The sequence below is a fragment of the Chryseobacterium sp. OSA05B genome (genome assembly GCF_019970065.1).
GTDB lineage: Bacteria > Bacteroidota > Bacteroidia > Flavobacteriales > Weeksellaceae > Chryseobacterium.
This window is the reverse complement of the sequence record NZ_JAHXYH010000001.1, coordinates 1,143,365-1,158,082: the sequence shown is the minus strand read 5'-3', so window position 1 is coordinate 1,158,082 and position 14,718 is coordinate 1,143,365. Positions and strand designations below refer to the sequence as shown.

Here is a 14,718-nt window from a genome sequence, read left to right as displayed (position 1 = left end):
AGTTTCTGGATTTGTTCTATTTATCAGTGTTTTTGATATTATTGATAACCTTCTCCAGCTCCTTTTTTTCCTGTGGGGTGAGTTTTTTCCAGATCAATCCTTTTTTGATGTTTTTTTCGTCGATGTATTGAGGGAAAATTCCGGACTGTGCATCATCAAGTACATATCCGGAGGAAATAGCAGGAAGCGGAGTGTCAAAATTAAAAGGATAATCTTTTGATATATTGAACTTTAAATTTCCTGTCCGGAACGTTTCAAATTTATTATAGTGGTAAGTTGAAGGTTTATAAAGCTGTTCTTTTTTGAATTCGGCCATGAAATTTCCAGGCTTAAAACTTGGAATGTACTGGCGGATAAAGTTGGGAAAAGTTAAAACTCCGATTACCAGAAAACTTAATGCAAAGCAAAAAACAAGTGAATTTCTTTTGCTCAACTGAAGGAACAGGATAAAGAATATGACAAAAAACACATCGATGAAAAAGCGATACTGTGCTGAAAAAGCCAAGACCAGTAGACTTTTTATCAATAGAGAAATACAGATCAGCGTGATGATCTTTTTCTTTTTAATGATAGCAAAAACAGAGAAAAGGGTTAAGCTAAGGATGAAAATAATATGGATCTTTGCTTTAATTCCTTCCAGCGAAAACCAGTTTCTGACCGCATCATAAGAAGAAAATTTCTGAATTTCTTCATATGTGTACTGCATATCATATGTTTTCTGAATCGCATATTGGGAGGATATTTTTAAAATTTCAGGATTAGGTTTCCAGCTGAATCCCAAATCACCTACAGCAACAGGGAATACCGGATATCCGAATGTCCATATGTTTTTAACAAAGAATAGAAGAAGAATGAGAATTCCGAAGAGGAAATGTTTATAACTGGGTTTAAAAATAAATATTGAACAGAGAAAAACGAAAATGGGAAGCCAGATCATGGTAGGCTTTATAGAAAAGATGAAAACAGAGTAGGCGAATAAAAGACTGATGTTTTTATTTCCTTTTATGATCTCATTTAAAATAATTAACGATAAAGTGATCACCGGAAGATCCGGGCTGGGAGACTGTGAAAAAAGCAGTAACACCGGAATAAAACTTAGCTGTATCCAACTTTTTCTTTCAAAAATATAAAGTGTGTAAGCGATCAGCAGAATAGCATTAAGCCTTAGAAAAGGATCTGAAAAGCCGGAAAATCCTGCCTGGAAAATATGCCATACAGACATTTGTCCCAAGGTAAGATCCAGATTGGAAATGCCTTTGATCAGTCCATATTCTGTGAGCCATTTGATGGTAGGAACATAATATCCGAAGTGATCCAATATATAAGGATAAAAAGAGCCTGCGTATACAATGACCAGCGAAATACCACCAATCAGAAAAACATCCTTTCCTGAGAATTTATAAAATTCCAAATAAAGTTTCTTGACGAAGAAAAATAAAATGCCTGCCAGTATAAAAGGAATTTCTACATATATATTAATAGGAATGAAGAATGCAAACACAGTCCAGATTAAACTAAGTCCTACTATTCCTGTTAAAATATTTCCCGAAATCCCGTTAAATAAAGAACCCGTAAATCTTTCCATGATTTTCCCCCAGCCTGCGAGGACCGGGAGAATGAGTACCGTAGAAAGTAAAAGTAACACCATAAAAAAAGATTGCTTAAAAATAAGCAATCTTTAAATGTTATCGTGAAAATATTAATTACGCGGTTGAACTCTTCCGTCCTTTCTGTCTCCAGCCCTACCGATCGTGTAACCGGTTGCACCACCAACTACACCACCAATCACGGCTCCAAGACCTCTGTTTTTCTTAGCAACAATGGCTCCTAAAGCGGCACCACCTACAGCACCAATAGCGGTTCCTTTAGCGGCTTTACTCCATCCTTTTTTCTTTTGTGTAGTTCCCTGTGAAGAACTGTTTCCGTTATCTGCATAAGTGCCACCTCCCGAATTGGAATTTGAGTTGGATCCTCTGTCTCTATATACTGTCTTCGTTTCTCTTATGATCTGAGGTTTTGAATTGGCTGCAGCAGCTGCCTGAGATTTTTTACTTTCAGATATGCTGTCTACCTTTTTCTGTGCCTCATACACTAATTTTTCTTTCTCGATGGCCAGTTTTTGTTTTTCTATATCAAGCTGTCTGGCCTGAAATTCAAGTTTCTGCTCTTCAAGAGATTTTTCAGCTGTCCTGTCGTCTTTTTTACAGGCTGTCAGTAAAAAAACTGATAAAAGACCTGCTAATACTATCTTTCTCATAATTCAAATTTTAATAAGTAGTTTGAGCCAAAACGGCAACAACTTCCTTTGTATTTTCAATTATGAAGCCAAAATTTAGTTAAGGAATGTTAAAATATTGAATTTTTACGTAAAACTTCATTTTCCTTCTTAATCCCTTCCTACAGCTTTACCCTGAGAATGGGGCTGGGAATGTAATTTTAAGTTAATTAAAGGTTTTTATTCAGTTCATATGAATTGGCTACTTTTGAAATACCAAATTACTTTAATATGAAAATAGCAATTTTTAAAACAATGGCTTTTGTGGCTTTGTCGGTTGCAGTTGTATCGTGTTCTTCCAATGATGATATGGTGCAGGAAGTTAAGCCTCAGGCCAATTCTGAAGTCTCTAAGGAAGCTTCAAAAACGAATACCTACAAAGTGAGGTTTGGTCTTATTTCTTTGGACGGAACCAAGACACTTTCAGGGAATCACGATGTAGGAAGCTTTTTGGCTGAGAATACAGTGACAGGGGAGGTATTTGACACCTATTATAGCGGAGGCTTTCAGACGCTTCCTGTATATTATGACGGAATTCCCGCAGGAACTTATACGTTTTCTGCGATGCAGGGACAAGGAGGATGGACAGGCTATGGATCAGTAGCTGGAACTGTTTCTGATGCGCAGGTAGATGCTGACGGATATATTACCGTATATATTCCGGTGACCTGGGCGGAATAATTTGTGATAAAAATATTTACATCCATTTTGAAGATCCTCACCAGAGGATTTTTTTAATGAATTCATAGGTATAAATAGTTTTTATTCACGGATTGTGGAAATTTATATTTAATTTAACATTATAAAAAACTGAAAAACTATTCATTATGGATATCTATGACCATTCATTTATTCTGAAACTTATTATTTTGTTTGTCTTATCAATGCTTGTTATTTTAGGATGTTATTTGATTCTCAAAAAAATCAACCATAAATCTGACTTTTGGTGCTACAGTTATGATTTCGATTACTGGAAGAAGTACAGTAAAAAAAGATATTAGGACATGATCTGTCTACGAATTCTGTTTGGATTTTTCTAAATAGATTTTTTTCATCATTTGTGTTTTTAGGCCTCCTTGATTGGGGGCCGTTTTTATTTCATTCCTTGGTTCAAAATAAAAAAGCTTCCCATTTCTGAGAAGCCCTAATCAAATTATATGTTGAAAGTCACTTTTACTTTATTAATCAGCCGATGAAGTTTTTGGGTCTGATAGTCGAGGAGCTCGTAGATTTCCTGTGCATTGGTATAGATATCCGGAACAATTTTATTATTGATCTTGCTGATACCCCGTCTTTTCATTGTATCGTGAATCACTTTGGCAAAAGATTCTTTTGCTCCTTGTTTAGAACTCTGTTGAGAAATCCCATTAGAGTGTAGCCTGTACAGATAGAGTGGCTCTTTGATGTATTTTACACTGCCATGTTCCAGAATTTTCAGATAGAGATCCTGGTCTACAGCACTTTTTAAAAGGGGATTGATGCCGGAAGTTTTCAGGTAAGTTTCTTTTTTAAAGGTAAAGAAGTGAGCAAACTGCGTAGGACAGTTGAAAAAATACCGGCTGTTGTAGATCTGTTTGGTACTTCCAAATATTTTATCCTGATTTAGATTTTCATCGCACAGCATCATCTGTGAATAGGTGGCTGTAATATCATTTTTTGCAAATTCGTCAGATGTCTTTTCTAAAGCGTCGGGATAAAGTGCATCATCCGGATCCAGATAGGCGCATAGTTCTCCTTCTGCGTATTTCATACATTCTCTTTTGGTATAGCCACAGCCTTGATTACTGGCATTTCTGTACATTCTGAAACGGGAGTCATTTTGTATAATGCCTTCAATTCGCTCCACAGAATCATCAGTAGATGCGTCATCGACAATTATAACTTCCCAGTTTCCGTACGTCTGGCTGATCAACGAGTTATAACAGTCTCTAAAGTATTTACCATTGTTGTAATTGGCTATAAGAATAGAGAATTTTATCACGTTATATTGAATTAAATACTAGTGTAAAAATATGAAATAAAATAATTGAAAAACATAACCTCGATCATGGAATATCTGATATTTTTTTTGTATTTTTTAGAATTATGATGTAAGATGTTTGTTAATAACCGTTTATTGATTTGAATAATTTAAATGGGTTTACTTCTCTAATAGCGAGATTATTTGTCAGGTTTTTAAACTTTAAAATATATGCAATAGAAAGTATGGTGGCTAAAAACTAACTTTATGACTGTACTCATAAAATGGAAAAACTAAAATATTGTACTTTTGACTATAAGATTAAACGATAGATAATTATTTATACATTATAAAAATTTTTTCATCATTTGTGTTTTTTGAGGCCTCCTTTTTTTGGGGGCTTTTTGTTTTTTGCTCATTCCTGGTAAGCATGTTTTATTTTAATTATTAAAACAAAAACTCTCCGTTAAAAGGAGAGTTAAAAAAAAAGTATTGACTAAAAAAATTATAAGTAAAAAAAAATTCACCCTTAATATTTGAAAAAAAATAAGGGGAAAATGGAATAAGTTTGATGTAAATATAAAAGAAAGATGATGATGTGCTTATGATCCGGATCATAAAAAAGGAATTTGATTTCGTTCTAAATTTTATTGAAAATCTGTAAGTTATGTTCCTTTTACCTTTTCAGTACTATATTTAAACTGTCTGTTATGCTATGGGTTTTCTTGTTTTTATTCCCGATTATAATTCTAAATAAAATCTATTCAAAAATAATGACATCAAAAAAATATAGAAAAGTATTTTCTCTGAAACCAACTTTGGCACGATTTTTCAATATATGAAGCAACTCATGTTTAATTTGAGTTTTCATGGTTATTAGTTTTTATCCCCAGAGCAATCTGGGGATTTTTTTTTGCCTATTATTAGCGTGAAATTTCTGATGTTTTAGTAGATTTTGAGCGAAATCTGTTAAGACGTAAAAATAATCATGTTAAATTATTGAAATACTGTAATAGATTTGGTTTTCAGTTGTTTTATATATAAAAATAATCCATGAAAATTTATCTTTTTATTGTATCATTATTCATTTCTTTGTCCTCTTTTGCTCAAAATATAAGTGCTCAGGTCGATGAAATCATTCATCGGGAGATGAAAACGAGACGAATTCCGGGAGCACAAATTGCAGTTGTTCAAAACGGGAAGATTGTTTTAAGTAAATCGTATGGAATTGCTAACGTGCAGGATCAGATTGCAGTCACCAACAATACTATTTTTCCTCTTAATTCAAATACAAAAATTTTTACAGGAGTGGCTGTCATGCAGTTGGTTGAGCAGGGAAAGATAAAACTGGAAGCGCCTGTCAATACCTATTTAGATGGCTTACCTGCAGAATGGCACAAAATAACGATTGATCAACTGTTAACTCATATTTCAGGATTACCTGATATGCTGAAGCTTTTTGACCCCGTAACAGGGAATGTAGGTCCGTTAAGAACTGAAGAAGCGATTTTTGAAAAGCTTAAAATCAGTCCTATGGAATTCAAAACAGGGGAGCAGTTCAGCTATAATCAGACTAATTATTATATACTGGGAAAAATTATTGAGAAGCTTACCCATCAATCATTTGCAGACTTTTTTGAAGAAAACCAGTTTAAAACGGCTCATTTAAAAAATACCGTTTTTGGAGATTCCAGAGATGTAATTCCTCACTATGCACCCAGCTACAGTTATAGAAATTTTTTCAATGGAAAAAGAATAAAAGAGGATAAATTGGTTAATAATTATTACGAATTCCCGGATTTCACCCGCACAAGTGCCGGTCTTAACAGTACTTCTGAAGACCTTGCCAACTGGATTATTGCCCTTCAAAACGGCAAAATCTTACAGAAGTCTTCAACGTTAGATCTGATGTGGTCTTCCGGGAAGTTCAATAACGGAAAACCCACAGAATGGGTAAGGGGCTGGGGAATTGCAAAACTTAGAAAAAATCACAAAGCATTTGGAATGTCCGGTGGAAACAGATCTGCTTTGCTTATTTATCCGGATGATCATTTAGCGGTTATCATATTGACTAATTTAGGAGGAAGTGCTCCTGAAGATTTTATTGAAGAGATTGCAGGATGCTATATTCAGGATATCATTAATGCTGATCCTTTAACCTATCTTCGGAAAAATCTTCAAAAGACAGGATATGAAAATGCCATAGATTTTGTAAAGGCTGAGAAAAAGAAGAATCCGGATTTTCAACCACAGGAAGTTGAACTTAATAATTGGGGATATCGTCTGCTCACTACGAATCAGAAAAAAGAGGCATTGGCTGTTTTTAAACTCAATGTTGATTTATATCCTGATAGTTGGAATGCGTATGATAGTTATGGGGAAGTACTCTTGAAAACGGGAGATAAAAATAGAGGTATTGAAATGTATAAAAAATCTCTCGACTTAAATCCTGATAACGAAAACGGGAAGAAAGTTTTAAAAGAGATTCAAACCCAAAATTGAAAACTATAATACAAACAGATTCTTTATGATCTGCGTCATAGGATGGAGATCTGCTATGGATTAATTTAGCATTGTTTATTATCATTCATTCCCAGTCATTTAGTACTTACAATTCTTCCCGCAATGGGAAGTTTTTTTTGTTTGCAATTTCCCAATGTAAGATTATAAGAAGAAGCATAAAGTTTTTATTAATGTGATAATTGTTTGCCGAAGAAATAGGTCGTTGACTAATAATTAATGAAGTTTGTCTTTTTTTAATATTAGATTTGAGGACTCAAAGGATTATCTACATGACTCAAGAATAGATTAATTAAGGTATGATTAATTTTGATAAAAAATAATTCAAATATTTGAGATTATTTCTTTAAAATAATCTATTTTTATTTATGATAATAAAAACACACAATGAACTGCTTGATGACAAGTGAATCAGAATACCTTTAAAGGTCTGAGGTCAATGTTTATCGTATTAAGACACAAATTAAAAACAATAAAAACTTCACTAAAAAAATCAATCTATGAAGAAAATTTTTTCGATTTTTTACATCTGTACCGCTGTGCTAAGTTTTGCGCAGGTTGGTATTAACACTTCGAATCCACAAACTGTATTTCATGTGGACGGAGGAAAGGACAATCCTACAACAGGAGCGCCCGCAGCGGCACAACAGGTTAATGATGTTGTAGTTACTGCTGCCGGGAATGTTGGAATAGGTTTGATCGCTCCACAGAAAAAGCTGGATATTGATGCCGGCAGTGCAAGTCTCAGGATTAGAAATCTACCCCAGCAACTTCCTGATGATCATGATTTTCTTACGATCAATACAGCCAATGGAGACGTAGTAGCCACACGATATGTTTATACAGCAAGCATTACTGTGGCAGCGGCGGCAAACGGCACCGTTACTATTCCGGCCGGTATAAGTATTCCAAACGGAATGCTGGTGGTTAAAACAAGTAACACATGCGGAGCAAACATGATTACGAATTTTATTTATTCGGATATTTCTCTTGGGTATGCAACATCTATTGCAGGTGATAAAGTGGGTACTCCAACAATTGCCCCAATACCAGGCAGTGGTGGAGGTTCCGGTGTATGGTCTGTTAAGTTTCCAGGAACTGCAACTTGTGCCACGGGAAATGCGACCCAGTTTGATTTTACGGTTTCAAAACCTACAGCAAGCAGCTATTTGATTGTAAACAACGGGAATGTAGCAAGAACCTATGTGGTAACTATTTTCCGTTTGTAGTCTTTTGATCCCAAAAGAGCAGACTTTCACAGATTTATTTCTTCAAGAAATAGTCTGATAAAAATGTTTTTCAGTTAATATTATGTCTTGACTGAAGTCTTGCGGGAATTCAAACATTACATGTTTTTGATTTTTACAAAAAAATGAAATTATGAAGAAATTATATATCATACTTTATATACTCACGTCTTTTCTGAGTTATGCGCAATTTGGTATTAATACAAGCAATACTCAGGGATTATTCCATATAGACGCCGCGAAGGACAATGCTGTTTCTGGAGTTCCTACAGCAGGTCAGGAAGCCAATGATTTTATCATTACATCATCCGGAAATATAGGAATTGGAAACGTATCTCCGCAAAGAAAATTAGATGTTGATGCCAATAATCAGAGTCTGCGTATTCAGAATCTGCTTCGCCAGGTTCCTGCAGATCATGACCTATTGATAAGGGGAGGAGCTACCGGAGATGTAACCACAGCAAAATACAGTTATTCTATAAACAGCACAAGCATATTGCCGGGGGCAAGTGGCACCGTTACAATACCTGCCGCAGTTAATATTCCGTCAGGAATGCTGATCGTGAGATCTGGAAACGCTTGTGGAAGAACAATGATTTCCACTTATATGTACTCTGATATAGCACTAGGATATTTAAGTGCTGTTGCGAGGGACAAAGTAGGAACTGTATCAAGCACTTCAGGCGGAGCCGGAACATCGGTAACCTGGGGACTTCAGTTTGCGAATGTAACCGGTTGTGCTGACGGTGGAGGAGGTACCCAATTTGATTATACCTTGGTTAAAACGGGTGCGAATACGTATACCATTACCAATAACGGAAATATAGCCAGAACATATACTTTTACAGTTTTCCGTTTATAAAATAATTTTTTTGAATGATAACAGTAAATCCCGCTCCAGGCGGGATTTTTTTATGAATAATTTTTAAAAGTAAAGGGAAAATGGGATACTAAATTATTAAAAGCACTCCATTGAAAAACCCCTCTAAAAAGAAGGGTCTAAATTATTAAGGTCTAATTCTAGGCACGCAACCACATGCACAATCCCAGATGTCTTGCTCAGGAAAGCATGCACCTACTGCCTGACACATATAAATGTATCCTACCGGGCAATTTGGAACTGATCCTCCACCTGCAACATTTTTTAAATCTTCTCTAGTTAGCTTTTTGAAATTTTTCATAGTTGAGTATTTAATTCGTTTAGATGTCAAATATAATAATATTCCATCAACAGGGAATTAACTTTTTTAATGAATTTTATTATGTTAAATTAGATTAACTATGAAAACAATTTATTAAAATTTAATTTTTAGTTAATTGTTTTTAAATGTATTTGCAAATTATAATCAATAGATTTTATAATTATTTCAAGGTATATTCAAAAAAAGATACCACAAAAGTCACGATTTATGGATTTACAGTAGTGAACGGCATAAACCTTGGATATAAAAAACCGCATCACTAATAGTATATCTTTCTCAAAAAAAATTACAGTTTTGCCTCCCGTGCCCCGGGAGGCTTTTTTATTGTAAAGGTTTATCTTTTTGATAAGTCTAACTTTAATGGAGTAGAATGAAAAACCCTCTAAAAAGAGGGCTTTGATTTATCTTGGAAAAGGAAGGGTGTTCACAGGATAGCATCCACACAGGCAATCCCATTGATCTATGTTTTCATCACATATTCCAAGAGCTTCGCATCTCCAAAGAGCTCCCGGAGGACATGCCGGAACATTAGGACCTCCACCTTTCAATTGCTTTAATTCTTCTCTTGAGATTTTCTTTAAATTTTTCATAGTTAAGTATTTAATTCGTTAGGCTTCAAATATAATAATATTCCTTTAATGGAGAATTAATTTTTTAGAGAAACTTATTATGTTAATTGTGATTGCCGGGGAAATTGTTCTTTAGGTGATTTTGGAATAAAAAATTGAGCGGCATTTGTCTAGAGCTACAACGGCTCCGAATACAAAGCGAAAATGCAAGTTGCTTATAATAAGTGTTTGAAATAGCAATATGGGGAACCTTATTTTTGCATTATAAAAAATGTATTTTTACTGACATTACAATATGGCAGCAGAATAACAAGGTAATAACACAGAAAATCAGCTACAGGGAAATCAGTTTTCCTGGTTTGATTTCTTTGTTAGTAAGACTATCACTATATGCACGGCCGTTCTTGCTTTGATAGGATTCGGAAGTTCTTCTTATCAAGTTGGCAGAACCTTTAAAGAGAATGAGAAGAATTTAGAGATATTTGATTTAAAGGCAAGTCACTCAAAAGACAAGGATTCATTAAAAGAATCAATTAGGCTTAATTATTAAATAAAATCTGTATTACGGAAACCCGTATTTTATCCGTGAGTACATGGTATACTTTTGCTTCAATTAAATTAATGTACTATGAAAAAAATTATTTTACTTGGTTGCATTTTCGCTTTATCAATATCTTGTAGTGGTGGTGGATCTGATTCCGAAGGGTGTTCTTACAATGGTAATACTTTATATGTCGGAGAAAAAGGAGGATGTTATTATTTGAATTCTTCAGGGAATAAAGAATATGTAGATAAAAAGTACTGTAGTAGCTGTTACTAAAAACATCCCCACTTATTAGGTGGGGATGTTTTGTTATCTTTACAACTTAACTGATAATATTTATTATATGAGAATTAAAGTTTTTATAGATAGTAGTGCCTTTTTTTTAGAGTTACTCTTTTAAAACAAAATGATTGGGATGTTGTGAATATTAAGTACACCACAAGTGCTGGAGAGTATTCAGCTATGATAATTTACAACTTACAATTATAGTATAATATTTTCAAGTCGACTTTTTATTTATGTTGCCTCTCGTACCCCAGGAGGCTTTTTTATTGAAAATAAAATAGAATGTATCCCCGAATTTAGATTTATAAAAATGGGATATTGGAGACAAAAGAAATATGTAAAAAACAAAAAACCCCTAATTAAAATAATTAGAGGTTTTAAAGAGGTACCTAGCGGATTCGAACCGCTGTAGATGGTGTTGCAGACCACTGCCTAGCCGCTCGGCCAAAGTACCATTTTTACCATTTTTGAGGTGTGCAAATATAGCAAAAATTCTTAATGAACAAAAATTTTTAACTCATTTCTTTCGCTCCAATGCTGTTTATTTCTTCTTTTGATTGTCTTTCAGCGAGATAGTTTTTCACATGAATCACTCTGGTATCACTCCAGCTGTCATGCCATCCGTTATTTCCTAAAAAAGAAAGCGAGTCAAAAGGCACTGCACGGGAAAATGTACGGGCAATAATCTGCTGCTGCGTGGGTTTATTTCCGTCTATACTGATCACCTCCGTTCCTGTGATATACTTAGCGATAGTTTTGCCGAGGTAATATTCCATAAAAAAGAAATAAGAAAAAGACATAGCCAGATAAATAGAAAGACTGATGATTGTAAAAGTAATACTTTGCTCTCCATTTTCAGCCGAAAATCCCTCTCCATACACGATGGCGTATCCTAATCCAAATATAAAGAATAAACCATAATAGATGATTTGTATAAAAAGTCGGTCTAAAAAAAAGTTGATAAAGCGCATACCGGATGTAGCCTTGTGCCTGTCGACAACTGCCAGATATTTTCTCATGATTGATTATTAGTTTTTATAAATTTAAATTCCGTTGATGATTAATTTTAAAGTAGCGTTGGTTTCAATGACTGCAGTGATCCCGGATTCGTTTAAAAGAATGCTGCCGGGCTTTAGATTGTAAACTCTGCCATTCATTTTTAAACCTTTGTAATATTCTTTGTTAAAGGCTTCTTCAATACTTTTCTTTGAGGCAAGTTCCAGATCCTGGGTCGGGATTCCGTACTCATCTTCGATCATTTTCACGATCTTTCCTTTAAAGAGCAGTGTAGCGGTTTTTTGCAGGATATTAGCCGTTCTCAGATTGAATTTCGTATTGGAAAGCACAATTTTCTTTTTCGTTTCGTCGTAAACCGGAATTCCGGAGATCAGCGCTTTACCATTCACATATCCTTCCGTTTCAGCCTCAATGATCACTCTTCCGTCTAAGCCATAAACCCTGATGTCTTTGATCTTCACCTTGGAACCTCTCACATCATATTCTTTGTTCATGAACATATTTCTCGCAATATTCGTTGCTTCCGAAAACGGAACATTGGCGGTAGTCTGGAGAAGGAATTTATCGGCTAAAACAGGAACAAGAGTAAAATTACCTGCGGATCTTACATTGGGTGAGGCAGCCGGTTTACTTCCTGTAAAAGTTTCCGAATAAATATCCATTCCGATATTCGTAGTGATCTCATTTCCGTAGAACTTCAATGGAGTGATATTGACCCCTACCGGACTTATTTTCAGCCATGTATTATATTCCTCCGAAATATTAAAAGGCTGTGAAAAAACATTCCAGGCCATTACCGCATATTGTTGGAAATTAAGCTGGGCATTCATCTGCTGATCAATCGTTTTAGCAAATTTTCCCTGCTGTTCTTTCAGGCTTTTTTCTACCAGTGAAGTGATCGGGATTTGTATTTTGCCATAATTCAGGACAGGTTTGGTCACCCATCTGAAACCGTTAGCCTGCGTATTGGTAGAGATCGTCCAGTTATTGTTAAAATTAATGGTCGTGTTAAAGGACATCACCGTTTCAAAAGTGGTGTTCTGGTATGAATACACGCCCAAAGTACCGATCCCTTTTTCCGCCCAGATCTTCAGGGGAACTTCAATCAGTATATTTTGGCTGGTTCCGCCTACCAAACGGATAGGGCGGGTTTTCCATACTTTGACTTTAAACTGATCGTTATTGTTATCCGTATAGGAATCATCCTGAAATACCAGTTCTTTTACCGAAGCATTGATCATATTACTGATCTCAGAAAGCGGAATGGTTACCGGCATGGTGATGCTGGATCTGATTTTAGGAAAATTATAGGCTGGTACATCAGTGGCAGTCTGGCCGAAAACAACAGCAAAACTTAATAAAAATAATAATTTGATGGATTTCAATTCTCTATGTTTTTTTAGTGAAAATAAAAATTATTGGTCACCGGGTTTGAAACTTCTTTCCAGTTCTATGCTTGCACCTTTCATTTCGCCCTGCATCGGTGGGGAAGTTTTTGTGATTTTCAATTTGATGTAAGAAATCTGAGGAAAACTTTCATGAATCTTCATCGTAATTCTTCCTGCCACATGCTCCAGTAATTTGGATTTAATAGTCATTTCCTGATGAATGATCCCGTTGATATCGGCATAGCTTATTGTATCATTCAGGTCATCCGTTTCAGCGGCCTTCCAAAGATCCGTGTGCAGTTCCGCATTTAAAATATAATAGGTGCCGATGATGTTTTCTTCGGGAAGAACCCCGTGGTACGCATATATTTTTACATCTTCAAGAAAGATCTTGCTCATTGTTCGTGATTTTTATTCAGCAAAAATCGTTTTAATTCTTCAAAATCTGCATGAATTTCTACAGTTTTTTTCTCCTTTTTCATCAGATCACTCAATGCTTCAGGATTGTCAATTCTGATATGCGCTGCTTTTTCCACTGCCTCAGGGAATTTCACTGGATGAGCGGTTCCCAGAATAAACCCTTTTTTACCCGGCTTTTCATTCAGATACTGTTCAAGAGATGTAAAGGCAACGGCACTGTGTGGGTCAAGAATATATCCATATTTTTCATAAACTTCCGCAATAGTTTTCAATGTAGATTCATCATCTATAGAATAGCCGGAGATCATATTTTTCAGATCTTCAAACTGATGACCAAAAAGCTCAAGGATTCTGGTGAAATTGCTTGGATCTCCCACATCCATGGCATTAGATAAAGTGGCTACTGCTTTTTTAGGATGATATTCGTTCGATCTTAGATAATCCGGAACGACATCATTTTCATTACAGGCTGCAATAAAATGTTCGGCAGGAAGTCCCCGGAAATAAGCGAGAAGTCCCGCACAGATATTCCCGAAATTTCCGCTTGGAACACAGATGACAGGATTAATATTCTCCTGCTGCTGCCATTGTTTTAAGGCTAATACATAATAAATCTGCTGAGGAAGCCATCTCGCAATATTAATGGAATTGGCTGAAGTTAAAAACAATTCGTAATTAATGTTTTCATCTGAAAAAGCCTGTTTCACAAGGTTCTGGCAGTCATCAAAATTTCCGTTCACTTCCAATGCGAAAATATTTCCGCCCAGTGCGGTTAGCTGCTTTTCCTGAACCGGACTTACCCTGTTTTTAGGATAAAGAATAACCACATTGATTCCCGCAACATGATGAAATCCATGAGCAACAGCTCCGCCGGTATCACCGGAAGTGGCAACCAGTACGGTTACTTTTTTATCCTGATTTTTCAGAAAATAAGAAAGGCAACGGCTCATAAACCGCGCACCTACATCCTTAAAGGCTAAAGTCGGTCCGTGAAAAAGTTCCAGTACCGATATCTGCTCATTGATTTTTTTCAATGGAATATCAAAACTGACCGTTTCTGCAGCAATCTTCTTTAATTCTTCTGTTGGAATTTCATCCCCGATAAGATCTTTCATACATCTGAACGCAATTTCCTCATCAGAATAAAGGTGCAGATTGGAGATGAATTCCTGATCAAACTGAGGAATACTTTCCGGAAAAAATAATCCTTTTTGGCTGCCCTGGCTTTTTATTGTCGCTGTTTTAAAATCAACGGTTTCCTGGTGGTCTTTTAAATTATAATATTTCATTG

Annotated in this window: 12 protein-coding genes and 1 tRNA gene; 4 read left to right on the top strand and 9 right to left on the bottom strand. The window is 35.4% G+C overall.

The features are described from left to right. Positions 1-16 precede the first annotated feature (16 nt). Both LC419_RS05295 and LC419_RS05290 read right to left on the bottom strand, forming a co-directional pair. Positions 17-1,648 carry a hypothetical protein gene (locus LC419_RS05295; RefSeq protein ID WP_223606376.1) on the bottom strand — a complete coding sequence of 544 codons (1,632 nt, stop codon included), beginning with the start codon at positions 1,646-1,648 and terminating at the stop codon, positions 17-19. Positions 1,649-1,699: 51 nt separating this feature from the next. Then, complete coding sequence (locus LC419_RS05290) at positions 1,700-2,257, bottom strand: glycine zipper domain-containing protein (protein ID WP_223606375.1); 558 nt, start codon at positions 2,255-2,257, stop codon at positions 1,700-1,702. 249 nt (positions 2,258-2,506) lie between these two features. On the opposite strand from LC419_RS05290, the gene LC419_RS05285 reads away from it, so the two are divergent. Beyond that, positions 2,507-2,956: a hypothetical protein gene (locus LC419_RS05285; RefSeq protein ID WP_223606374.1), complete on the top strand. Its 450-nt coding sequence runs from the start codon at positions 2,507-2,509 to the stop codon at positions 2,954-2,956. A gap of 472 nt (positions 2,957-3,428) precedes the next feature. Here LC419_RS05285 and LC419_RS05280 read toward each other — a convergent pair whose 3' ends face one another. After that, positions 3,429-4,256: a glycosyltransferase family A protein gene (locus tag LC419_RS05280; protein ID WP_223606373.1), complete on the bottom strand. Its 828-nt coding sequence runs from the start codon at positions 4,254-4,256 to the stop codon at positions 3,429-3,431. Positions 4,257-5,288: 1,032 nt separating this feature from the next. Between LC419_RS05280 and LC419_RS05275 the strand changes: the two genes are divergently transcribed. The 3 genes from LC419_RS05275 to LC419_RS05265 all read left to right on the top strand — a co-directional run bounded on the left by LC419_RS05275 (position 5,289) and on the right by LC419_RS05265 (position 8,864). Further along, a complete protein-coding gene (locus tag LC419_RS05275; protein WP_223606372.1) occupies positions 5,289-6,737 on the top strand; it encodes a serine hydrolase domain-containing protein in 1,449 nt (482 codons plus the stop codon). A 518-nt stretch (positions 6,738-7,255) separates the two neighbouring features. Continuing rightward, positions 7,256-7,984: a hypothetical protein gene (locus LC419_RS05270; protein ID WP_223606371.1), complete on the top strand. Its 729-nt coding sequence runs from the start codon at positions 7,256-7,258 to the stop codon at positions 7,982-7,984. A gap of 151 nt (positions 7,985-8,135) precedes the next feature. Next, positions 8,136-8,864 (top strand): hypothetical protein, encoded by a 729-nt coding sequence (locus tag LC419_RS05265; RefSeq protein WP_223606370.1) that lies wholly within the window; start codon positions 8,136-8,138, stop codon positions 8,862-8,864. A 741-nt stretch (positions 8,865-9,605) separates the two neighbouring features. Here the strand turns inward: LC419_RS05265 and LC419_RS05260 are convergent. The 6 genes from LC419_RS05260 to thrC form a co-directional block, all read right to left on the bottom strand. Further along, positions 9,606-9,794 (bottom strand): hypothetical protein, encoded by a 189-nt coding sequence (locus LC419_RS05260; RefSeq protein ID WP_223606369.1) that lies wholly within the window; start codon positions 9,792-9,794, stop codon positions 9,606-9,608. Between the two features lie 1,191 nt (positions 9,795-10,985). After that, a tRNA-Cys gene (locus tag LC419_RS05255) sits at positions 10,986-11,056 on the bottom strand. Positions 11,057-11,114: 58 nt separating this feature from the next. Next, entirely contained in the window at positions 11,115-11,621 is a 507-nt protein-coding gene (locus LC419_RS05250) for an RDD family protein (protein ID WP_223606368.1), read from the bottom strand. A 24-nt stretch (positions 11,622-11,645) separates the two neighbouring features. After that, a complete protein-coding gene (locus tag LC419_RS05245) occupies positions 11,646-13,004 on the bottom strand; it encodes a DUF4403 family protein (RefSeq protein WP_223606367.1) in 1,359 nt (452 codons plus the stop codon). Positions 13,005-13,034: 30 nt separating this feature from the next. Then, positions 13,035-13,406, bottom strand: a complete 372-nt coding sequence (gene folB / locus LC419_RS05240; protein ID WP_223606366.1) for a dihydroneopterin aldolase — start codon at positions 13,404-13,406, stop codon at positions 13,035-13,037. Then, the gene (gene thrC / locus LC419_RS05235) at positions 13,403-14,716 is read right to left on the bottom strand and encodes a threonine synthase (protein ID WP_223606365.1); all 1,314 of its coding nucleotides are present in this window, start codon (positions 14,714-14,716) and stop codon (positions 13,403-13,405) included. Before thrC ends, folB begins: the two co-directional genes overlap by 4 nt. Positions 14,717-14,718 lie beyond the last annotated feature (2 nt).

Coding starts and splice junctions, on each gene's coding strand:
- LC419_RS05250 (WP_223606368.1), bottom strand. CDS start 11,621: ATGAGAAAATATCTGGCAGTTGTCGACAGGCACAAGGCTACATCCGGT.
- LC419_RS05265 (WP_223606370.1), top strand. CDS start 8,136: ATGAAGAAATTATATATCATACTTTATATACTCACGTCTTTTCTGAGT.
- folB (WP_223606366.1), bottom strand. CDS start 13,406: ATGAGCAAGATCTTTCTTGAAGATGTAAAAATATATGCGTACCACGGG.
- thrC (WP_223606365.1), bottom strand. CDS start 14,716: ATGAAATATTATAATTTAAAAGACCACCAGGAAACCGTTGATTTTAAA.
- LC419_RS05270 (WP_223606371.1), top strand. CDS start 7,256: ATGAAGAAAATTTTTTCGATTTTTTACATCTGTACCGCTGTGCTAAGT.
- LC419_RS05295 (WP_223606376.1), bottom strand. CDS start 1,648: ATGGTGTTACTTTTACTTTCTACGGTACTCATTCTCCCGGTCCTCGCA.
- LC419_RS05260 (WP_223606369.1), bottom strand. CDS start 9,794: ATGAAAAATTTAAAGAAAATCTCAAGAGAAGAATTAAAGCAATTGAAA.
- LC419_RS05290 (WP_223606375.1), bottom strand. CDS start 2,257: ATGAGAAAGATAGTATTAGCAGGTCTTTTATCAGTTTTTTTACTGACA.
- LC419_RS05285 (WP_223606374.1), top strand. CDS start 2,507: ATGAAAATAGCAATTTTTAAAACAATGGCTTTTGTGGCTTTGTCGGTT.
- LC419_RS05275 (WP_223606372.1), top strand. CDS start 5,289: ATGAAAATTTATCTTTTTATTGTATCATTATTCATTTCTTTGTCCTCT.